Consider the following 21,383-nt stretch of genomic DNA (forward strand, 5'->3'; position numbering starts at 1 on the left):
CACGGAACACAGGGAGCAGAAACCCATGGGAATCCTCAGTGGCAAAAAAGCACTGATTGTTGGCGTCGCCAGCAAACATTCCATTGCCTACGGCATTGCCGAGGCCTTCGCTCGTGAAGGCGCCGAAATGGCCTTCACCTATCAGAACGAGAAACTGCAGTCCCGCGTTGAGAAGTTTGCGGAACAGTGGGGCAGCAAACTGACTTTCCCCTGTGACGTCGCCAGCGACGAGCAGATTGACCAAGTATTCGAGCAACTGGGCAAACACTGGGACAACATCGACATCATCATCCATGCGGTTGGTTATGCGCCGGCCCATGAGCTGGATGGAAACTACGTGGACGTCACCACCCGTGACGGATTCCGGATTGCCCACGATATCAGCTCATACAGTTTCGTGGCCCTCGCCAAGGGCGCGCGCAAGATGATGCACGAAGGCAGCAGTCTGCTGACCCTGAGCTACCTGGGCGCCGAGCGGGTGCTGCAGAACTACAACGTGATGGGTCTGGCCAAGGCGTCTCTCGAAGCCAACGTACGCTATATGGCCGCCAGCCTGGGCAAGGAAGGCATCCGGGTGAACGGTATCTCAGCGGGCCCGATCAAGACCCTGGCCGCTTCAGGCATCAAGAGCTTCCGCCGCATGCTGGCCGAGAACGCCAAGCAGGCCCCCTTGCGTCGTAACGTGACCACAGAAGAAGTTGGCAACGCCGCCGCCTTCATGTCGTCCGACCTGGCCTCTGGTATCACCGGTGAAATCCTGTATGTGGACGGTGGTTTCAACATCACCGGCATGGCGGAGATGGACGCCTGATAGGTTCCCTACGTCAGCCATAGCAAAAGAGCCGGCGCGATGCCGGCTCTTTTCGTTCAGCTTTCCGAGAGTGCCCTGGCAACCGCCTCGATCCAGTCCAGATAGTCAGTTTCATCTGACTCAAGTACCCGGACGCCAATCAGATACCCCCACTCCGCCTCGCGACACCACATGACCTCGACACTCAGCCGGAAGTGCTCTGCGTGTTCCCCGAGACTTACCTCCGCAACCAAAATCGACCCGATGCTAAGCGATGCCTCGCACAACAGACTGATTCCACGGGCCGATATGTCGCGCACCTGACATTCCAGCCTGTCGGATACACCATCCAGTGTCGACGGCTCCGACTCCGGTTCGGCCGATTCCAGGAGTATCCAGGCACGCGCCCGGGCCGTTAGACGGTAGTCCTCACGAAGGTCTTTCCCTGACGGTAAGTCGTCCTCTATTCCGAACCCATAATCATCATCGATCATCGTTCACCTCAGTTCCGACCAACACGGATACGCCCGACAACGCGGCTCAGGGTGTCATCAAACTCGGCCGAACTGCCAAGCACGCGAATTCGACCTCCCACGATTCCGTTAACCAGTTCGTCCTGGAGAAATTCCCGGCGATTGAGCCCCAGACGATCCACAAACACATATTTCCGCGAGGCAGAAATCTTGACGGCGAGCTTGAGCCGGACAGGGTCGTCATCCCGGGTTTCCTGAGTGAGCACAATCCAGCCGCCGAGCGCGATACCTTCGACCTGTTTGGTGGCCACCAGCTCTGCCTCTTTTCGCAAACGCTCCTGCTCTGCCTTTTCGTCTGCCACCCTTTGGCGCTCGGCCTCTTCACGTTCTCGTTCGAGTGCCTGCTGGCGTGCAAGCTCCTCTTCCCGACGGCGTTGCTCGGCCGCTTCCCGTTCCTTCCGAAGCGCTTCGGCCCGGGCGCGGGCTTCCTTGGCCGCTTTTTCACGCTGTTCCAGTTGCTTGGCGCATACTTTAGACAGCACTTCGAGGGTTTCGGCAAGCACCTGGCCAAAGGCTGTCGGCTCCGGAAGCGGCCTGAGTCCTCCGCTGGCAAGTTCGGCCTGGAATTCCTTCCAGGGCTGCAGCCCAAGTTTGACACCGGCACCATTGGTCCAGAGCACTTCTCCGCTGTCAGGTAACAGAGCAAAGAAGAAACGTCGCTGCTCCCGTGCACCCTCACCCTCTACAAACCACTGACCGACCAGAGGTTCGGATTCATCGGCCGGCACCGACTCATTCACCAGCCAACTGCTATCCCAGGAAAAATCGGAATCGGGCGAAAGCGCGGGCTCCAGTTCTGGTGTTTCCCCTCGAATTCGAGCCACAATTACCGCCTGGATCTCGTGCAATGCCTGTTCGGGAGCACCCTCACCCAGAGCGCGAGTCCAGACTTCGCGGACGCGGTCGCCGAGTTGTTCCCCGACGTGATACAACCGGTTACGATCCCGATCAGAAAGCTGGGGGTCGCCCACCCAGACCAGCCACTCCAGTAATTTGTTGGCGTGCCGATGCACTTCACTGTCCGCGCCTTCGGCCCAGACACTCTGTTTCAACACCTTGTGCCAGTCGGTCAGGATAAAGCGGGTAATGGCCGGCGGTAGCTGACGGCCCGTCAAGGCGCGGCCGATCAGAGCCCTGGCCACCTGATCTGACAAACGCTGGCGTGAAGCCCCCTGTTCGGTTTCCAACAAACGTTCCCGTAGCCGCGCCACCTGATCATCCCGCTTTCGGATATCAGCAAGCCATTGGCTGCAGTAGTGCTCCAGCGGATCACGGCTGCCAGCCTCAAAGCTACCGGATACAGTAATTACCAGGCTATCGAGCTGATCCAGCAATACGCGGGATGATCGGCCACCGGTATCACTCCAGCCACGCCATTCCTGAAGGTTATCAAGCCAGTCCAGAAGTACCCCGCTGAACACCTCAGCACCACACAGATCCAGTTGCCATGCGAGCCAGAACCGTAAGCGCGCTATACGCCCCACCAGGGCGGCATGCAGGCCGGAGGTTTTCAGGAAGACGTCCATGATCCGGTCGGAAAGGTAGGCTGCGTTCACCTGCCGGACGGTCCACTCAATCTGAACCGAACGCAGCACTTTGGTTACCCGCTCATCCCGCTGTTCCGTCCAGCAGGACATCAACAAGGGACGCCAGTCGGGTTCCTGCTCCGGAGAAGACTTACTGGCGGGGTATGGCAGATCGGGCACCCGGATCCCGGACAGAACCCGGGTAATCCTTTCTGAAACCACCTTTCGGGAGGAAGAGACAGCCTGTGGTTTCGTTGATGAGGGCGACATCCGTTACCTGTTGTCCTGAAGCGTTGAGAAGCGTTGAAAAGGGCCTGCAAATAACGCAGTATAACCAACTCGCCGGGGTTTACTGCAACCAAGTATCCCACTCGCACTTATTATTCAATCATCCGGACAAAAGAATGAATATACCGGGTGAGGTAACGACAAGATTCGGGGAAGCACAACAAGATGTCGGGTAAGAAACTGGAAAACCTGAACGTGGCCAGCCAGGAAACACTGATCACTCCTGAAGCACTGAAGCAAGAGATGCCACTGTCAGAAAAGGCAGCCGAAACCGTTGCCAATGGTCGGCAAGCCATCTACGACATTATGGATGGCAAGGATCACCGTTTGTTCATCGTCGTAGGCCCCTGCTCGATTCACGATGTAGAAGCTGCCCGCGATTATGCCGCCCGACTGAAAAAGCTCGCCGATGAAGTCAGCGATACACTGTTGATCGTCATGCGCGTGTACTTCGAGAAACCACGCACCACCGTAGGCTGGAAAGGCCTGATCAACGATCCGCACCTGAATGATACCTTTGATATCGAGCAGGGACTGCACATTGGTCGCCGCCTGCTGCTGGACATCAATGAGATGGGCCTTCCGGCCGCCACTGAAGCCCTGGACCCAATATCTCCCCAATACCTTCAGGACACCATAGCCTGGTCTGCTATCGGTGCCCGTACCACCGAGTCCCAGACCCACCGGGAAATGAGCAGCGGCCTGTCCATGGCCATCGGCTTCAAGAACGGCACCGATGGCAGCCTCGACGTTGCGGTTAACGCCATGAAGTCAGTCTCTCATCCCCACAGCTTCCTGGGCATCGACCAGCAGGGCAAAGTTGCCATTATTCGCACCAAGGGCAACAACTACGGCCACGTCGTACTTCGTGGTGGTGGCGGCAAGCCAAACTACGACTCCGTCAGCGTAGCCCTGTGCGAACAGGCACTGGATAAGGCCAAGCTGCGCAAATCCATCATGGTGGATTGCAGCCACGCCAACTCCAGCAAGGATCCGGCTATTCAGCCATTGGTAATGCAGGATGTGACACACCAGATTCTGGAAGGCAATCAGTCTATCCAGAGCCTGATGGTGGAAAGCCACATCAACTGGGGTAGTCAGTCTATTCCGGAAAACCTGGCTGACCTGAAATACGGTGTATCCATCACGGATGCCTGTATCGACTGGGAAACCACCGAAAAAGCCATTCGCGACATGCGTGAAAAGCTGAAAGACGTTCTGCCCAAGCGGACCGCCTCTGCCTGAATCCTGAAGCCGGGCCTCACCGCCCGGCTTCTGCTCCCAGCCAATCCAGACGGTTTCGAAGAGAAACCACATTGCCGATGATCACCAGCGTCGGCGCTTGTGCGCCCTCCTCCTGAACCCGATCCACAATCGTTTCCAGAGTACCGGTAATCACTTCCTGTTCCGGTGTGGTGCCCCTGGACACCAGAGCCACGGGCATATCCGCCTGCATGCCGTGGGCCATCAGCTCCCGGCTGATGATCGGTAAACCGACCAGGCCCATGTAAAATACCAGGGTCTGATTATTCTGAACAAAGTCCTTCCACGGCAAATTGCAGGTGTCATTCTTCAGGTGACCGGTGATAAACCGCACTGACTGGGCGTGATCCCGGTGCGTCAGAGGAATACCGGCGTAGGCAGCGCAACCTGAGGCGGCGGTGATACCCGGCACAACCTGGAAACGGACGCCGGCCGAGGCCAGGGTTTCAATCTCCTCGCCGCCACGGCCAAAGATGAACGGATCGCCGCCTTTAAGACGTACCACCCGATAGCCTTCCCGGGCCAGATCCACCAACTGTTGATTGATCTGATCCTGCGGCAGCGTGTGGTTCGAACGCTGTTTGCCAACGTGGATCTTCTGGGTGCTTTCCGGAATAAGGGCCATGATCTCCGGAGAAACCAGGCGGTCGTACAACACCACCTCCGCCGACTGGATCAGGCGCCAGGCTTTGAGGGTGAGCAACTCCGGATCGCCGGGGCCGGCACCGACCAACGCTACTTCACCGGCCGAGTTGTTGGGGTTATCCGTAACCGGATTGGCCCTGTACCGCGTCGGTGCAGAGCCGACGGGTACGCCCTTTACTGGTGCATCCCTGGATTGATCATTCATTGAATACGCTCGACGCCTCCCATGTAGGGTTTGAGTACCTCGGGCACCAGAATACTGCCGTCCGCCTGCTGGTAGTTCTCCATCACCGCAATCATGGCGCGACCTACGGCCAGGCCGGAACCATTGAGGGTATGGACCGGTTCGGGCTTTCCGGTGTCCGGATTACGCCAGCGGGCTTGCATACGCCGTGCCTGAAAATCACGGGTGTTGGAACAGGAAGAAATTTCGCGGTATTTGCCCTGCCCCGGCAGCCAGACTTCCAGGTCGTAGGTTTTGGCGGCGGAAAAGCCCATGTCGCCGCCACAGAGGGTGACCACACGGTAAGGCAGTTCAAGCAGCTGCAGGATCTTCTCGGCGTGTCCGGTCAGTTCCTCCAGCGCCTGAGTGGATTCCTCCGGGCGAACAATGTGCACCAGCTCCACCTTGTCGAACTGATGCTGACGAATCATGCCCCGCACATCCCGGCCGTAAGACCCTGCCTCACTCCGGAAGCACGGCGTATGGCAAACCAGACGCAGCGGCAGTTCGGCATCATCCAGAATGGTATCCGCCACCAGGTTGGTGGCCGGCACTTCCGCGGTCGGAATCAGGTACAGAGGATTGTCGCCGGCTGTGCGGAAAAGATCTTCTTCAAATTTTGGCAGCTGGCCGGTACCAAACAGAGTGTTGGCATTCACCAGATAAGGCACATAGGCCTCGGTGTAACCATGCTGCAGAGTATGCTGATCGAGCATGAACTGAGCCAGTGCACGGTGCAGGCGCGCCAGCTGTCCGCGCATAACAGCAAAACGGGAATGGGCCAGCTGAGTGGCCTTCTCAAAGTCCAGGCCTTTCAGCTGCTCACCCAGGGCCACGTGATCCTTAGGCTCAAAATCGAATTCACGGGGCGTACCCCAGACACGCGTCTCGACGTTGTCGTCTTCACTGGCGCCCGGTGGCACGTCGTCGTCGGGAAGATTGGGAATACCGGCAAAGAAGGCATTCAGGGATTCCTGCACGGAACGCAGTTCGTCCTCGGCGTCACCACGTTGCTGCTTCAGGCTTTCGACTTCTTCCAGCAACGGTTTGATATCCTCACCGGCCGCCTTGGCTTTGCCGATGGATTTCGACCGTTTGTTCTGCTCGCTCTGCAAGTTTTCCGTACGAACCTGAATGGCCCGGCGGCGTTCCTCAAGCTGCTCGAAGGTGGCAATATCAAACTCGAAATTCTTGATAGCCAGCCGACGGGCGATCTCTTCAGTCTGTGTACGGACACGTTTCGGATCGAGCATGTTGTTCCTGATTTCCGGTTAACGAATGAATGGTATGCGGGCATTATACCTGCCGTGAATGCGCTGACCACCACCGGCCGGACACAGGCAGCAAAATTGGCGAGGGATGGGGCTTAGTACCGCTTTTTCGGGCTGCTGGCATCCAGCGAATCCAGGCGTTCGCGCTTCTCCGCCAGCTTGATCTCAAGTCCCCGTTGTACCGGCTGGTAATAGCGCCGCTGGTGGATCGCCTCCGGCAGGTAGGCTTCTCCTGCCGCATAGGCGTCCGGCTCATCGTGAGCGTAGCGGTATTCTTCTCCATGCCCCATGCTTTTCAGCAATTTGGTGGGCGCATTGCGCAGATGTACCGGAACTTCATAGTCCGGATCGCTGCGGATGTCGGCCATGCACTGATTGTACGCCTTGTAAACCGCATTGCTCTTCGGCGCAAGCGCCAGATAGGTGACCGCCTGTGCCAGCGCCAGCTCGCCCTCCGGGGAGCCAAGACGTTCCTGAGCATCCCAGGCCTGCAGGGTAATCTGGAGCGCCCTCGGGTCGGCATTACCGATGTCTTCACTGGCAATACGAACCAGGCGCCGGGCGACATACAACGGGTCGCAACCGCCGTCGAGCATTCGGCACAGCCAGTACAGCGAACCGTCCGGGTTGGAGCCCCGCACCGATTTGTGCAATGCCGAAATCTGGTCGTAGAACACATCCCCGCCTTTATCGAAACGGCGGAGACTGGTCTGCAGTACCTGTTCGAGAGTTTGAGCGGTAACCCGGTTAACACCGTCATCATCCGGCTCTGCCAGGTCGGCGGCCACCTCCAGAATGTTCAGCGCTCGCCGGGCATCGCCACCTGACGCTTCCGCCATGGTCGCCAGCCCCCCCTCATCTACCCGCAACTGGCCGGCAAAGCCCTGCTCGCTCTCAAGGGCACTGTCCAGCAGCCGTCGTATATCCGCCGCTTCCAGGTTTTTCAGGACATAAACACGGGTACGGGACAGCAAGGCGCTGTTCAGTTCGAAGGATGGGTTTTCGGTGGTTGCGCCCACGAAAATGAAGGTGCCATCTTCAATGTGCGGGAGGAAAGCATCCTGCTGGCTTTTGTTGAAACGATGCACTTCATCCACGAACAAAAGCGTATCCCTGCCCTGGGACTGTTTACGGTTGCGGGCCCGCTCCACCACCTCGCGAATTTCCTTAACTCCACTGAGGACTGCAGAGATGGTTTCGAAGGACAGGTCGCCGACATTGGCCAGCAGGCGAGCAAAAGTGGTTTTTCCGACTCCGGGTGGCCCCCAGAGAATCATGGAATGCAGCTGACCTTGTTCCACGGCCCGGCGCAAAGGTTTACCGGGGCCGACCAGGTGAGCCTGGCCGACATAACCTTCTAGAGAGGTCGGCCGCATACGCGCGGCCAGGGGCTGAAAGCCGGTCTCAGTCTGAAACAGGCTGTCCTGCATCAGGCACCATCCCGAATCACATCAACCCCCTCCGGATAGTCGAGGCGGAAGACACTGGAATCGAGGGCCTGATTCAGTTCAATATGGTCGAAGCTGAGAATGCTCATCTGGGACAGTGAATCCTGCATGCGCATTTCCTGCAGCTCGCCATCATAGAAGCTTAGCCGCAGAGAGGTAAACAGAGAATCCTGACTGCGGGGTACCAGAGTGAATTCACGAGTGCTTTCACCGAGTTCGCGGACACTCACTTCATAGCTCTCGTCCAGATTCTCCACTTCGCCGCTCAACAGCAGTGCCGGCGTGGTCTGAACCCGCTCATCAAGGGAATGAATGGTTACCTGTTCCAGATCCGGATCGTACACCTCCACTTTATCGCCATCGCTGACAATAAACTGGGACAGGGGTGCTCCGGTCTCCCAGTAGAACAAACCAGGCCGCTTGGCTTTGAGCGATCCACGGGTTTCCTGAACCTGGCTGCCATTCTCATTGACCACAATCTGTATAAAGTCCGCCTGATAGGTTTCGTAGCTTTTCAGAATCGAGGTCAACTGTTCGGCTGCGCCCCGGGATGCCTGTGCACTATCAGCCTGGGACACGCCAGACCACGTTGCTGCCAGTACCAACAGGATTCCTGAAAACATTCTGATCATCTGATAACTCCTAGTCTCTGGGAGGCGGCGGTGCAAGAACTTCTCTGGCACCGTTGTGGCCCGCCGGGCTGACTACCCCCGAAGCTTCCATGGCATCCACCAGATTGGCGGCACGGTTGTAGCCGATCTTGAATTTACGCTGGACCGACGAAATAGACACTCGCCGGTTTTCAGTGACAAAAGCCACCGCTTCGTCAAACAGGGCATCACCCTCTTCGCCACCACCGGCGCCGCCTTCGCTAAGCGTGGGTACGCCTGGAAGGTGCTCGCCCTCGGCGCCATTCAGTACATCATCCACGTACTCTGGTTCGCCCCGCGCTTTCCAGGCACTGACCACACGGTGTACTTCGTCATCGTCGACAAAGGCACCGTGAACCCGCACCGGCAAACCTGAGCCTGGTGGCAGATACAGCATGTCGCCGTGGCCCAGCAACTGTTCAGCCCCGCCCTGATCGAGAACGGTACGGGAGTCAATCTTGGACGATACCTGGAACGACATCCGGGTGGGAATGTTGGCCTTGATCAGGCCGGTAATCACATCCACGGACGGACGCTGGGTTGCCAGAACCAGATGAATACCGGCCGCCCTTGCCTTCTGGGCAATCCGGGCAATCAACTCTTCCACTTTCTTGCCGACAATCATCATCATGTCGGCAAATTCATCGATCACCACCACAATGAACGGCAGGGTATCCAGCTCCGGGCGTTCCTGCTCATCATTGGCCAGGTATTCGTCCGGTTTCCAGAGCGGGTCCAGCAGCGGCTCTCCCTCCGCCCGGGCATCTTTCACCTTTTTGTTGTAGCCGGCGATATTGCGCACCCCCAGGCTGGCCATCAGCCGGTAGCGGCGCTCCATCTCGGCCACACACCAACGCAGAGCGTTGGCGGCCTCTTTCATGTCTGTGACCACTGGTGCCAACAGGTGTGGGATGCCGTCGTAGATGCTCAGTTCAAGCATCTTCGGGTCCACCATGATGAATCGGACTTCATCCGGTGTTGCCTTCAGCAACATACTCAACAGCATGGCATTCACCCCCACCGACTTACCGGAACCGGTGGTGCCGGCTACCAGCAGGTGGGGCATTTTGGCCAGGTTGGCAACCATGGGGTTGCCCCCAATGTCATTCCCCAGAGCCAGCGTCAGTGGCGAGGAAGATTCGGTGAACACTTTGGCACCCAGCACTTCGCTCAGGCGTACAATTTCACGCTCCTCGTTGGGAATCTCGATGCCGACCACGGATTTGCCCGGAATCACCTCGACCACCCGCACGCTGAGCACGGCCAGGGATCGCGCCAGGTCTTTTGCCAGGTTGGAGATCTTGCTGACCTTGACCCCGGGCGCTGGTTTGATCTCGAAACGGGTAATCACGGGGCCGGGATTAACCTCGACCACCTCAACCGATACCCCGAAATCACTGAGCTTCTCTTCGAGCAAACGGGACATATGCTCCAGAGACTCTTCCGAATAACCTCGTTCTTTGTGCTCCTCGGGAGGATCCAGCAAAGAAATCGGCGGAATCGGGCTTTCAATGTCTTCCAGCAGAGAGCCCTGGCGGTCATCACCCTTTTTCGGCGCACCGCCCTGCTCTTCTTTCTTGAACGGCGATATCTTCAGGGAACGGGCCTTTGCCTTTTCAGCCGGGGGAGGCGATGGCTCTGCCTTTACATCCCGAGAGCTGAAACTCTCCAGGTGGTCTGGTTCCGCTATGGATGCAGGCAGCCCTTCGATAGCCGGCTCTTTCCGTTCGCGCTGGGGCTCCCGAGCCCTGATATCCTCTGCGGGTTTTGCACGACGACCAAATATCCGCTGCCACCAGCTCTGCTGGCCTGACTTTTGGTCATTTTTACCCTTCTCGCGAGCCCGGACTTTGTCACGCACAACCGGGGGTTCCGGTTCCGGCTTTGGTGCTTCCACCCTGGCTGCCGAGGTTCCCTGGCCGGCGGTCTTTTCAGCCTTCTTCCCTGCCCCGGCGAATAGCGATTTGGCGGCCAGGGCAAACTTCAGGGTCAAGCCGCCCACCTGATCCATCAACCGGAACCAGGACAGGCCGATAGTCACCGTCAGGGCAAAGAGAAAAATGGCAATCAGCAGCAACGTGGTCGCCGGAAGATTAAAAAACCGCACCATGGCTTCAGACACGGCAGTACCCAAAACGCCGCCAGAGGAGGCGCCCAAGCCAAATACGGAGTAGAGAGAAAGCAGGCTGGTGGCAGACAGCAGTATAAGAACAAAACCGCCAAAGCGGACCATGAACAGCGGCCAGTGCATATCCAGCGGTTGATGCCGGCGACGAATCAGCATGATGGCGTAACCGGCAACCATCACGGGAAACAGCCAGGACACATGGCCAAAGAAATCCATGAACAGGCTCGCCAGCCAGGCACCGGTGCGACCTGCGTAATTCTGAACACGGATATCGTGGCCAATGCTGGCCCAGCCAGGGTCAGCCGGATTGAAGGTAAACAGGGCCATGGCGAGATAGATGCACAGCACAATCAACGCAATGACCGCGCCTTCCCTGGCCCCCTGAGCCATCAGGCGACGAAATCGCTTCTGCTTGTCGGTCAGTTCTGTGGCTACTGCTTTCTTCGCTTTCGCGGATTCCGCCATGAATGCTCAAACCGTCCGGTTGTTAATCTTTCAACGCCTGGAAACCTCTGTCCAGATCGGTTTTCAGATCCTTGATGGATTCGATACCGACTGACAGGCGAATCAGGTTCTCGGTAATGCCTGCCCTCGCCTTGTCCTCGGGAGAGAGGCGTCCATGAGTGGTTGTCGCCGGATGAGTGATGGTGGTTTTCACATCCCCCAGATTGGCGGTGATGGAAATCATCCGGGTCGCGTCAATAAACTTCCACGCCTGTTCCCGGCCACCCCTTACCAGGAAGGAGAGCACGCCACCAAAGCCGTCCTGCTGTTTTTTCGCCAGCTCGTGCTGCGGATGGCTCCGCAAGCCTGCATAGTAAACTTTCTCCACACAGTCCTGCTGTTCCAGCCACAACGCCAACTCTAACGCATTGTCACAATGGGCGCGCATACGAATCGGTAAGGTTTCCAGGCCCTTCTGGAACACCCAGGCATTGAACGGACTCATCGTCGGGCCGGCGGAACGGAGGAAACCATAAATCTCGTCCAGGTATCTCGCCGGCCCAACCACCACGCCACCGACACAACGGCCCTGGCCGTCGAGATACTTGGTGGCTGAATGAATAACGATGTCGGCGCCCTGCTCCAGTGGCCGCTGCAGCACGGGTGTGCAGAAGCAGTTGTCGACCACCAGCAAAGCATCGTTTTCACGGGCGATGGCCGACAAGGCCGCAAGATCCGCCACTTCACACAACGGATTGGACGGGGTTTCCAAAAACAGCATCCGGGTGGCGGGGCGAACCTCAGCCTTCCACTCATCGGTGTTCGTCAGGCTCACAAAGCTGGTTTCCACGCCAAACCGGGCCATGTACTTCTGAAACAGTACGTTGGTCGTCCCAAACACACCTCGGGAACAGATCACATGGTCGCCGGACTTCAGCAGAGACATGCAGGTGCTGAGAATGGCAGCCATACCTGAAGCAGTCGCAACACCACGCTCTCCCCCCTCCATGGCAGCAATTCTGGCTTCAAATGCCTGAACCGTCGGGTTGGTAAACCGGGAGTAGATATTACCGGGCTCTTCACCGCCAAAACGGGCAGCCGCCTGGGCCGCGCTACCATAGACGAAGCTGGAGGTCGGGAAGATTGCATCGCTGTGTTCGAGCTGCCCGGTACGAATCTGCCCTGCCCGCACGGCCAGGGTATCGACCGACATGCCTTCCAGGTCCGATTCGGGAATCCAAACGTGTTCTTCTCGGCCGAACGTCATGACAGTCTCCTGGCGTAATTGCGGGTGTCAGTCTTCATCATTGTGCAGGTCAATAATGGCGTTGTCGTCATTCGCGACCTGACTGGTTGAGCGCTTCTCATCCTTGCGAAGATCTTCCAGCCTGGTCAGGTAAGCTTCATCCACGTCGCCGGTAATGTAATCCCCGGTGAACACCGAGCATTCCCAACCGTCGATGTCTTCATTGACATCGTTGACACAGGAAATCAGGTCTTCCAGATCCTGATACACCAACCAGTCAGCTCCGATCAGATCACGTACTTCTTCTACAGTGCGGTCGTGGGCAATCAGCTCGCTGGCCGAGGGCATGTCGATGCCGTACACATTGGGATAGCGCACGGGGGGAGCCGCTGACGCAAAATAGACATTGCGCGCTCCGGCATCACGAGCCATTTGAACAATTTCCTTACAGGTAGTGCCCCGTACGATGGAATCGTCTACCAGCATGACGTTCTTGCCACGGAATTCCAGGTCAATCGGGTTGAGCTTCTGGCGTACCGATTTCTTACGCATTTTCTGGCCGGGCATGATAAAGGTACGGCCAATGTATCGATTCTTGATAAAGCCTTCGCGGTACTTCACGCCCAACTGATGGGCCATTTGCATGGCGGACGTACGACTGGTGTCCGGAATGGGAATGACCACGTCGATATCGTGGTCGGGTCGCTCGCGCAGGACCTTGTCTGCCAGCACCTCGCCCATCCGGAGCCGGGCCTTGTAACAGGAAACGCCGTCCATGATCGAGTCCGGACGGGCAAAATAGACATGCTCGAAAATACACGGATAGAGTTTGGGTGATTCGGCGCACTGTTCTGAATACAGGGTGCCATCGGTTTCAATATAGACGGCCTCGCCCGGAGCAATGTCACGAACGATGCTGAAACCGGCAGCATTAAGGGCGACGCTTTCCGACGCGATCATGTATTCATTCTGGCCCTCTTCATTTTCCCGGACACCGTAGCAGGCGGGCCTGATACCGTTCGGGTCCCGGAAACCGACGATGCCATAACCGGTGATCATGGCGATAACAGCATAGGCACCTTTGCAACGCTTGTGCACTGCGCGCACAGCGGAAAAGATCTCGTCCTTGGTGGGGTTCAGCTTACCCAGCTTCTGCAGTTCGTGGGCGAACACGTTCAGCAGAACTTCAGAATCCGAGTTGGTGTTGATGTGGCGCAGATCGGTTCGGAACAGATCGCTGCTCAGCTCATCGGCATTGGTCAGGTTGCCGTTGTGCGCCAGGGTAATGCCGTAGGGGCTGTTTACATAGAACGGCTGGGCCTCCGCTGAACTTGAGCTACCCGCCGTGGGATAACGCACATGCCCGATGCCCACGTTACCCACCAACCGGCGCATATGGCGAGTATGGAAAACATCCCGCACCAGTCCATTGTCTTTACGTAAAAAGAATCGGTTGTCCTGGAAGGTAACAATACCCGCCGCATCCTGGCCACGGTGCTGAAGAACAGTCAGTGCATCATAAAGAAGCTGATTGACGTTGGAAGTACTGACGATACCGACAATGCCGCACATGGCTGGATATATCTCCGAGTGTTAAAACTGAATGTTAACGGGATGCAGACGCGGGTTCCACGCCTTCAGGTTCTGCGGACGCCTCCGGGGCTGTCTGTGCGCCCTGCTCCGGACCGAGGAAGCGGGCAAATTCGTCGCCGAGCGTGCGCCTGGACCAATCCTCAACTACCGCAAGGCGTTCAATCATGACCGACGTTCTCCACCAGGTATCCTCGGCCAGCGGCGTGTAGCGCGTGAAGGCAATGGCGACAATCACAACCACAACCCCTCTGAGAAGACCAAACCCCATGCCGAGCACCCTGTCCGTTGCTGACAGGCCGGTCGCACGCACCAGGTGGCCGATCATATTGTTGATGATCGCGCCAACGATCAGGGTGCCAAAGAAAAGGATGGCAAACGCTGCAATCAACCGCACCAGCGGTGTTTCCACGGTGGACTCCAGAAGAGATTGCATCTGGGGGTGAAACGTCCGGGCGATGATAAATGCACCAACCCAGGTAACCAGCGACAGCGCTTCACGGACGAAGCCCCGCTTCAGACTGATAAGCGTGGAGACGGCAATGAGGGCAATGATGACCCAGTCTATCCAGATCAGCGCTTCCATGGAAAACCCGGTGGAGAAAACGAAAGGCGGATTCTAACAGGAAACCGGGTGACACCAAACTGCCGAAGCCAGATTAAATCCGGCAACGGCCAGTTATTTGTCGCCGGTGGTGACCAGGCTGTTCAAGCCGAAGGCTTTATCAAGGGCCGCCTTGGCTTTCTGGGCATCGTCTTTGTTGACGAACGGGCCGCTGAATACCCGGGTCAGGGTGCTATCGCCGCGATCAACCTGTTGCAGGTGGGCGCCGTACCCCATGTCGAGAACCTTGTCCCGCAAACGCCGGGCGTTGTCCTGGTTACCAAAACTGCCAAGCTGCACCACCCACGCACCTTCAAGTGAACCCGTAAACTCGGCCTTATCGCCAGGTTCTGCAGCGCCTGTGGAGGCAGCATCTTGTTTTTCGGCTGGCGCCGCAGGCTCCGGCTCAGCGGAGGATTCTGCCGGTACTGGTTCCACCTGTTGGGAATTTGGCTCCGGGGCGGGCTCCTCCTCGGCAACAGCGTTTTCCTCGATGATCCGAAAACCGGCCGCCGGCTCGTCGTTAACGGGCGGCGCGGAACTCCTGGGTGCCTCTGCGCCGACGGTCTTGTTATCCGGATACTGAGATTCAGGCATCTCAACTTCGGGGAACGGAGGTTCCTCGGGAATGGTGATGGGGGTTGACTGTCTTTGGGAATGGGGCTCGTCAAAAATCATCGGCACGAAAATAACCGCGAGTGAAACCAGCACCAGTGCGCCAATGATCCGCTGCTTCAGTCCATCCACCTGAGAGGGCTCCCGTTAACAACCTGTTTGATCACGATACTAACCGGCCACTCGCCAGAACTCAAAGCTTCCCAGGGGCCTATGGACAAACTTTAAGACGCTTCCGAAGCCGGCAGAAGCTCTTCCCTGGCCAGAGCAACCGTGAAGAACGAACCGAACACCACGACCCGATCACCGGACACTGCCTCGCCCATGGCCGCTGCGAGAGCCTCAGACACAGAATCAAAAACGCCGGGCGTTCCCCGAAATGGCACGCTTGCGATACGCTTCATCAGGCTGTCGGAATCAAGCCCTCTGGCAACATTCAGGCCCGCCAGGTACCACTGATCAACGACGGACGACATGGCACCGACCACACCCTCCACATCCTTGTCTCCCAACGCGCCGTACACAGCCAGGATACGCCCGTGGCCATCACCATCACATCGAAGGCTACGGAGGTTGTCAACGAGCCAGGCAGCAGCATGGGGGTTGTGACCAACGTCTATAATGACATCCGGATCGTGATGAATGGTTTCAAACCGGCCTGGAACCCGCACGCTATGTATCGCATGCTGAAGGCTTTCCAGTGAAAGCTCCGGTACGAGTTGCCGGGAGAGCACCGCCGCAGCCGCCACACTCTGGACAGGCAAGGGGCCGGCTGGCAACTCTATCTTCTCGTCGCCAATAGTGAGCACAACCTGTCCGGGAGCACCGGGCGCAAGCGTATAATCGCGGCCGGTGAGCTTCAGCGCCACCTTCTGCGCCGCGGCCTGTTGAAGGACCGAGGATGGAGGATTTGGATCCGCACAAACGGCGGGTATACCCGGCCTGAGGATCCCCGCTTTTTCAAAACCAATGACTTCCCGGTTATCCCCCAGAAAACCAATATGATCGATATCTACTGACGTGATCACCGCGTAGTCCGGGTCCAGCACGTTGACTGCATCCAGGCGACCTCCCAACCCGACTTCCAGCACCCAATTCTCAACGCCGGCGTCTGCAAATGCGACAAAAGCGGCCAGCGTTCCGAATTCAAAATAGGTCAGAGTCACCCCGCGGCGAGCCGCCTCCACCCGCTCGAAGGCGGTCACCAGGGCCGCATCGGAAATCTCCTGGCCACCAATCCGAACCCGCTCGTTATAGCGGAACAGATGGGGGGACATATAAGCCCCGGTGCTCCTGCCGGCTGCCAGCAAAATCGACTCAAGTGCCGTAACCGTGGTGCCTTTGCCATTGGTCCCTGCCACGGTAATGATGCGAGCCTGAGGCTTGCGCGGGAACAACCGCCGCAGAACCACCAGTACCCGGTCCAGGCCGAGATCTATTTCTGTGGGATGAATGGCTTCAAGCCAGTGCAGCCATTCTTGAACAGACGCCCCGAGGGCCGGAGGCCCAACGGGGGCTGAGGAGGATTCAGTGCCCTTCTGGTTCATCAACGTCCGGCTTTTCAGTAACTTCAAATTCGATGGGGGCTTCGGTGCCGGGCTTTTCCTGGGCAGTAAACTTGGCCAACAGATGGGCGATGCGCTCACGCATCTGATGACGATGCAGAATCATATCAATCGCACCATGTTCCAGCAGAAATTCGCTGCGCTGGAAACCTTCCGGCAGTTTCTCGCGCACGGTTTGCTCGATAACCCGTGGGCCCGCGAAACCGATCAGAGCGTAAGGTTCAGCAATATTGAGGTCACCCAGCATAGCGAGGCTGGCCGATACACCACCAAAGACCGGATCGGTCATCACTGAAATGTATGGTATGCCTTCCTGCTTGAGCTTCTCCAACACCGCCGCGGTCTTGGCCATCTGCATTAAAGACAGTATGGCTTCCTGCATGCGGGCACCGCCACTGGCGGAAAAGCAGACCAAGGGAATCCGGTGCTCAAGAGCCACATTCGCTGCCTGGACAAACTTCTCGCCAACCACCTGACCCATCGAACCGCCCAGGAAGTTGAACTCGAACGCGCAGGCAACCAAAGGGACACCCATGGTTGTGCCACGCATGGCAATCAGCGCATCTTTTTCGCCGGTCGCTTTCTGCGCCGCCGCGAGTCGGTCCTTGTAGCGCTTGCTGTCTTTGAACTTCAGCCGATCTGACGGTTCGAGGTGAGCTGCCAGCTCCTCACGCCCGTCTTTGTCCAGAAAGATATCCAGTCGACGACGTGCAGACACCCGCAGATGGTGATTACACTTGGGGCAAACGTCCAGGTTCTTCTCGAGCTCCGGCTTGTACAGGAATGCGCCGCATTTGGGGCATTTCTTCCATAACCCTTCCGGCACTCCGGTACGTTGCCGTGATTCCGAGCGAATCTTGCTCGGCATGATTTTGTCCAGCCAGTTACTCATGCTCTCGTCCTGTCCTTTGATGCCTGGATAATGCCCGCTCAGTGAGCGAGGCTGTCCAGCGCTTCGCGCATCGGGTGCAGCAGATCCGTCAGTGCGTTACGCAAAGCGTCAGGATCTGTCTGATGTCGGGCTATTGTATCGACCAGAACACTGCCAACAATTACACCATCGGATACTCTGCCTACTGCAGCGGCAGTTTCCGCATCCCTGATACCAAAGCCCACACCCACCGGTAACGCCGTGAGCTCGTGCACGTGGGCCACTTTCTTCGCGACTTCATCAACATCAATGGTTGCGGACCCGGTCACGCCCTTGATAGAAACATAGTACACATAGCCGGATGAGTGCTCACTGATCGCCTTGATCCGGTCATCCGTGGTTGTCGGCGCCAAAAGGAAAACCGGATCCAGATGGCGGTCGGCAAACAGCGGTGCTACCTGATCAGCCTCTTCGGGAGGCAGGTCAACCGTCAGAACGCCATCGACACCTGCGTCCGCTGCCACATCTGCAAACGCTTCATAGCCCATGGCCTCCATCGGGTTCAGATAACCCATCAGCACCACCGGGGTATCCGGATCGGTCTTGCGGAACTCCTTGACCATCGCCATCACCTGACGCAGCGACGTACCGTGCTTGAGCGCCCTTTCACAGGCCAGCTGAATCACCGGACCATCAGCCATCGGGTCCGAGAACGGCACGCCCAGCTCGATAATATCAGCACCGGCAGAGACCAGGGTATGCATCAGGCTGACCGTCTGATCCGGATGTGGATCGCCCGCTGTAATATAGGGAATCAGCGCCTTGCGGCCCTGCTCTTTCAATGCTTTCAATACGCCTTCAATTCGGCTCATGCCTGCTCCTGATACCTTCAGATCTCAATGCCATCAAGCTGGGCAATGGTGTGAATATCCTTGTCGCCGCGACCGGAGATGTTGATCACCAGCATTTGGTCCTTGTCCATGGTTGCGGCCAGCTTCACGCCATAAGCCACGGCGTGCGCGGTTTCCAGCGCCGGCATAATCCCTTCCACGCGTGTCAGTTTACGGAAGCCATCCAGGGCCTCGTCATCAGTCACTGACACATAATTGGCTCGACCAATGTCTTTCAACCAGGCATGTTCGGGCCCCACTCCGGGATAGTCCAGACCAGCACTAACGGAATGTGTTCCGGCGATCTGGCCATTCTCATCTTCCATCAGGTAGGTCCGGTTACCATGCAGCACTCCGGGGCGACCGGCACAAAGCGGCGCCGCATGTTGTCCGGTTTCAATCCCCAGACCACCGGCTTCAACACCATAAAGCTCCACGGACTCATCCGCCAGGAACGGATAGAACATACCAATGGCGTTAGAACCGCCACCGACGCAGGCCACCAGTGCGTCCGGCAGTTTACCCACTTTTTCCATGGCCTGTTTACGGATTTCTCGCCCAATCACCGACTGGAAATCACGCACCAGTAAAGGATAGGGATGCGGCCCTGCCACAGTGCCGATGATGTAGAAAGTATCATCCACATTCGCGACCCAGTCGCGCATGGCATCATTCATGGCATCCTTAAGGGTTTTCGTACCGCTCTGAACGGCATGGACGGTCGCGCCCAGCAGTTTCATGCGGTACACGTTCAGGGACTGACGCTTGACGTCTTCTGCCCCCATGAATACGTGACATTCAAGGCCCAGACGGGCACAAACCGTGGCGGTGGCTACACCATGTTGACCGGCGCCAGTTTCTGCAATGATGCGCTTCTTGCCCAGAAAACTGGCCAGCAGGGCCTGGCCAATGGTGTTATTCACCTTATGGGCACCGGTGTGGTTGAGGTCTTCGCGCTTGAGCCAGATTTGTGCGCCACCGGCTTCCCGAGTCAGGCGCTCTGCGAAATACAGCGGGCTGGGACGGCCAACATAATCGGCGAGGTCATTATCAAAAGTCGCCTGGAATTCCGGATCCTCCTTCAACCGAAGGTACTCCTTTTCCAGGGTCATCAGAGAATCCATCAGGGTTTCTGAAACAAACCGTCCACCAAAGGCACCGAAGTGACCTCTCGCATCAGGAAGCGCCTTCAACATTTCTTCAGTCAGTTTTACAGACACGGTGAACCTCTTTGAAAAATTGAGACAATTTGGTGGTGTCTTTCTTACCCTTGCTCTCTTCCACCCCACCGCTGACGTCAACAGCCCAGGGGCGTACCTGCTCAATCGCGCGGGCTACGTTATCAGATGACAACCCACCGGCCAATATCAGGGGCAAGGGCCTGCTTTCAGGAATCAGTGACCAGTTGAACGACTGGCCGGTACCGCCATAGCGGTTTGGATCCCAGGCGTCCACCAACAAACCGGAAGCCTGATGATAATCGGCAAACGCCTGTTCGATCTGTCCGGGCTCACGCACCCTGACGGCCTTGATCCAGCGTCGGCCAAAAGACTGGCAGAACTCCGGACTCTCATCGCCATGGAACTGCAGCAGATCCAGTGGCACAGCATCCAGAACTGCTTCGACATAATCCCGCTCAGGATTCACGAACAGTCCAGTAACCGCCACGAACGCAGGAACCTTGGCGGCCAGGATTCGGGCCTGCTCCAGATCGACCGCTCTAGGGCTCGGCGCATAAAACACCAGACCTATGGCATCGGCGCCACAGGCTACCCCGGCTTCCACATCCTGCGGGCGCGTCAGGCCACATATTTTTACGCGGGCTGTCATGCAGGAGCCTTTCCCTGTTTCGGGTGTATGTGAGTTGGTGTGATCGGCGCGTTGCTGGCCGGGTCAAACCAGGGAGTAACGAACGCCGGTCCACACAATGCCTTGGGAATCCCGAAGGACTCAGGATAACCGACATCCACCAGGTAGAGCCCGTAAGGAGGGGCGGTCACACCGGCAAGTTTGCGATCACGGCGTTCCAGAATATCACCAATCCAGCCTTCAGGCTGCTGACCATTACCAACCGCCATCAAGGCACCGGCAATATTGCGTACCATATGATGAAGAAAGGCGTTGGCCTGCACATCTATTACGATAAACTCTCCGCATCGGGTTACCGAAATCTGCTCCAGAAACCGAACCGGAGTCCGGGACTGGCAACCGGCAGCGCGAAATGAGGAGAAGTCATGCTCGCCGACCAGTGCCTGGGCTGCACAATGCATTCTTTCGGCATCCAACGGACGAAATGTCCAGGACACCTGTCCACGCTGGATCCCCGGGCGCACCGGATGATTGTAGATCACATACCGGTAACGTCGGTAAATCGCGGAAAACCTGGCGTGAAAATCGCCCTGACCGTTCCCTGCCCAGTGCACAGAAATGTCATCAGGTAATGCCGTGTTCATTCCCATGACCCAGGAACGAAGGTTTCGAACCGATGGCGTGTCAAAATGGGCTACCTGAAAACTGGCATGCACGCCGGCGTCGGTGCGGCCTGCACACACCAGGTCGACCGGATGGTCGGCAACGCGGGCCGCGGCCCGGGAAAGTTCTGCCTCCACCGAACGCACGCCACTCTTCTGCAATTGCCAGCCATGAAAGGCCTGACCGTCGTACTCAAAGATGATGGCAACCCGTCCATTACCAATGGCGTTATCTGTGGTGAGAGGCTGAGGCGTGAGGAACAAGTGCTGACCCGATTGCTGTCCACTGAAAAAGCAAAACGCCGGCTCAATGGCCGGCGCT

At 57.5% G+C, this 21,383-nt stretch carries 18 protein-coding genes and 1 pseudogene; 2 read left to right on the forward strand and 17 right to left on the reverse strand.

What is annotated here, in order from left to right:
• Positions 1–25: 25 nt before the first annotated feature.
• A complete protein-coding gene (locus ARC85_RS09955) occupies positions 26–811 on the forward strand; it encodes an enoyl-ACP reductase FabI (protein WP_014421393.1) in 786 nt (261 codons plus the stop codon).
• Positions 812–867: 56 nt separating this feature from the next.
• Here the strand turns inward: ARC85_RS09955 and ARC85_RS09960 are convergent, their stop codons facing one another.
• Together ARC85_RS09960 and ARC85_RS09965 are read right to left on the reverse strand one after the other, a co-directional pair.
• A complete protein-coding gene (locus ARC85_RS09960) occupies positions 868–1,284 on the reverse strand; it encodes a PilZ domain-containing protein (protein WP_113880115.1) in 417 nt (138 codons plus the stop codon).
• Positions 1,285–1,292: 8 nt separating this feature from the next.
• A complete protein-coding gene (locus ARC85_RS09965) occupies positions 1,293–3,119 on the reverse strand; it encodes a DUF1631 family protein (RefSeq protein ID WP_502688013.1) in 1,827 nt (608 codons plus the stop codon).
• Between the two features lie 183 nt (positions 3,120–3,302).
• Between ARC85_RS09965 and ARC85_RS09970 the strand changes: the two genes are divergently transcribed.
• Entirely contained in the window at positions 3,303–4,382 is a 1,080-nt protein-coding gene (locus tag ARC85_RS09970; RefSeq protein ID WP_114434046.1) for a 3-deoxy-7-phosphoheptulonate synthase, read from the forward strand.
• A 16-nt stretch (positions 4,383–4,398) separates the two neighbouring features.
• Here ARC85_RS09970 and cobA read toward each other — a convergent pair.
• The 15 genes and pseudogenes from cobA to truA form a co-directional block, all read right to left on the reverse strand.
• Positions 4,399–5,205, reverse strand: a pseudogene (cobA, locus tag ARC85_RS09975) (uroporphyrinogen-III C-methyltransferase); the annotation flags it as partial.
• Between the two features lie 41 nt (positions 5,206–5,246).
• On the reverse strand, positions 5,247–6,521 hold the full coding sequence (gene serS / locus ARC85_RS09980) for a serine--tRNA ligase (RefSeq protein ID WP_113880119.1): 1,275 nt from the start codon (positions 6,519–6,521) through the stop codon (positions 5,247–5,249).
• 113 nt (positions 6,522–6,634) lie between these two features.
• Positions 6,635–7,969 (reverse strand): replication-associated recombination protein A, encoded by a 1,335-nt coding sequence (locus tag ARC85_RS09985; RefSeq protein WP_113880120.1) that lies wholly within the window; start codon positions 7,967–7,969, stop codon positions 6,635–6,637.
• On the reverse strand, positions 7,969–8,619 hold the full coding sequence (gene lolA, locus ARC85_RS09990; protein WP_113880121.1) for an outer membrane lipoprotein periplasmic chaperone LolA: 651 nt from the start codon (positions 8,617–8,619) through the stop codon (positions 7,969–7,971). Before lolA ends, ARC85_RS09985 begins: the two co-directional genes overlap by 1 nt.
• Positions 8,620–8,629: 10 nt before the next feature.
• Positions 8,630–11,230 carry a DNA translocase FtsK gene (locus ARC85_RS09995; RefSeq protein ID WP_113880122.1) on the reverse strand — a complete coding sequence of 867 codons (2,601 nt, stop codon included), beginning with the start codon at positions 11,228–11,230 and terminating at the stop codon, positions 8,630–8,632.
• A gap of 22 nt (positions 11,231–11,252) precedes the next feature.
• Positions 11,253–12,476, reverse strand: a complete 1,224-nt coding sequence (locus ARC85_RS10000; protein WP_113880123.1) for an O-succinylhomoserine sulfhydrylase — start codon at positions 12,474–12,476, stop codon at positions 11,253–11,255.
• Positions 12,477–12,503: 27 nt separating this feature from the next.
• Entirely contained in the window at positions 12,504–14,027 is a 1,524-nt protein-coding gene (gene purF, locus ARC85_RS10005; RefSeq protein ID WP_113880124.1) for an amidophosphoribosyltransferase, read from the reverse strand.
• Between the two features lie 34 nt (positions 14,028–14,061).
• On the reverse strand, positions 14,062–14,631 hold the full coding sequence (locus tag ARC85_RS10010; RefSeq protein ID WP_014421384.1) for a CvpA family protein: 570 nt from the start codon (positions 14,629–14,631) through the stop codon (positions 14,062–14,064).
• A gap of 93 nt (positions 14,632–14,724) precedes the next feature.
• Positions 14,725–15,396 (reverse strand): SPOR domain-containing protein, encoded by a 672-nt coding sequence (locus ARC85_RS10015; protein ID WP_014421383.1) that lies wholly within the window; start codon positions 15,394–15,396, stop codon positions 14,725–14,727.
• A 92-nt stretch (positions 15,397–15,488) separates the two neighbouring features.
• A complete protein-coding gene (gene folC, locus ARC85_RS10020; protein WP_114434045.1) occupies positions 15,489–16,811 on the reverse strand; it encodes a bifunctional tetrahydrofolate synthase/dihydrofolate synthase in 1,323 nt (440 codons plus the stop codon).
• Positions 16,792–17,721 carry an acetyl-CoA carboxylase, carboxyltransferase subunit beta gene (gene accD / locus ARC85_RS10025; RefSeq protein WP_014421381.1) on the reverse strand — a complete coding sequence of 310 codons (930 nt, stop codon included), beginning with the start codon at positions 17,719–17,721 and terminating at the stop codon, positions 16,792–16,794. The genes folC and accD overlap by 20 nt, the downstream gene beginning before the upstream one ends.
• Positions 17,722–17,759: 38 nt before the next feature.
• Positions 17,760–18,572, reverse strand: a complete 813-nt coding sequence (trpA, locus tag ARC85_RS10030; protein WP_113880126.1) for a tryptophan synthase subunit alpha — start codon at positions 18,570–18,572, stop codon at positions 17,760–17,762.
• 17 nt (positions 18,573–18,589) lie between these two features.
• Positions 18,590–19,798, reverse strand: coding sequence for a tryptophan synthase subunit beta (gene trpB / locus ARC85_RS10035; protein WP_197536003.1), 1,209 nt, complete (start codon positions 19,796–19,798; stop codon positions 18,590–18,592).
• Positions 19,791–20,420, reverse strand: a complete 630-nt coding sequence (locus tag ARC85_RS10040; RefSeq protein WP_113880127.1) for a phosphoribosylanthranilate isomerase — start codon at positions 20,418–20,420, stop codon at positions 19,791–19,793. The genes trpB and ARC85_RS10040 overlap by 8 nt, the downstream gene beginning before the upstream one ends.
• On the reverse strand, positions 20,417–21,325 hold the full coding sequence (truA, locus tag ARC85_RS10045; protein ID WP_113880128.1) for a tRNA pseudouridine(38-40) synthase TruA: 909 nt from the start codon (positions 21,323–21,325) through the stop codon (positions 20,417–20,419). Before truA ends, ARC85_RS10040 begins: the two co-directional genes overlap by 4 nt.
• Between the last annotated feature and the right edge of the window lie 58 nt (positions 21,326–21,383).

Origin of the sequence: Marinobacter sp. tcs-11, from assembly GCF_002049515.1 — a bacterium.
In the GTDB taxonomy this organism is placed as follows: Bacteria; Pseudomonadota; Gammaproteobacteria; order Pseudomonadales; family Oleiphilaceae; genus Marinobacter; species Marinobacter nauticus.

Coding starts and splice junctions, on each gene's coding strand:
- ARC85_RS09955 (WP_014421393.1), top strand. CDS start 26: ATGGGAATCCTCAGTGGCAAAAAAGCACTGATTGTTGGCGTCGCCAGC.
- ARC85_RS09960 (WP_113880115.1), bottom strand. CDS start 1,284: ATGATCGATGATGATTATGGGTTCGGAATAGAGGACGACTTACCGTCA.
- ARC85_RS09965 (WP_502688013.1), bottom strand. CDS start 3,119: ATGTCGCCCTCATCAACGAAACCACAGGCTGTCTCTTCCTCCCGAAAG.
- ARC85_RS09970 (WP_114434046.1), top strand. CDS start 3,303: ATGTCGGGTAAGAAACTGGAAAACCTGAACGTGGCCAGCCAGGAAACA.
- serS (WP_113880119.1), bottom strand. CDS start 6,521: ATGCTCGATCCGAAACGTGTCCGTACACAGACTGAAGAGATCGCCCGT.
- ARC85_RS09985 (WP_113880120.1), bottom strand. CDS start 7,969: ATGCAGGACAGCCTGTTTCAGACTGAGACCGGCTTTCAGCCCCTGGCC.
- lolA (WP_113880121.1), bottom strand. CDS start 8,619: ATGATCAGAATGTTTTCAGGAATCCTGTTGGTACTGGCAGCAACGTGG.
- ARC85_RS09995 (WP_113880122.1), bottom strand. CDS start 11,230: ATGGCGGAATCCGCGAAAGCGAAGAAAGCAGTAGCCACAGAACTGACC.
- ARC85_RS10000 (WP_113880123.1), bottom strand. CDS start 12,476: ATGACGTTCGGCCGAGAAGAACACGTTTGGATTCCCGAATCGGACCTG.
- purF (WP_113880124.1), bottom strand. CDS start 14,027: ATGTGCGGCATTGTCGGTATCGTCAGTACTTCCAACGTCAATCAGCTT.
- ARC85_RS10010 (WP_014421384.1), bottom strand. CDS start 14,631: ATGGAAGCGCTGATCTGGATAGACTGGGTCATCATTGCCCTCATTGCC.
- folC (WP_114434045.1), bottom strand. CDS start 16,811: ATGAACCAGAAGGGCACTGAATCCTCCTCAGCCCCCGTTGGGCCTCCG.
- accD (WP_014421381.1), bottom strand. CDS start 17,721: ATGAGTAACTGGCTGGACAAAATCATGCCGAGCAAGATTCGCTCGGAA.
- trpA (WP_113880126.1), bottom strand. CDS start 18,572: ATGAGCCGAATTGAAGGCGTATTGAAAGCATTGAAAGAGCAGGGCCGC.
- ARC85_RS10040 (WP_113880127.1), bottom strand. CDS start 20,420: ATGACAGCCCGCGTAAAAATATGTGGCCTGACGCGCCCGCAGGATGTG.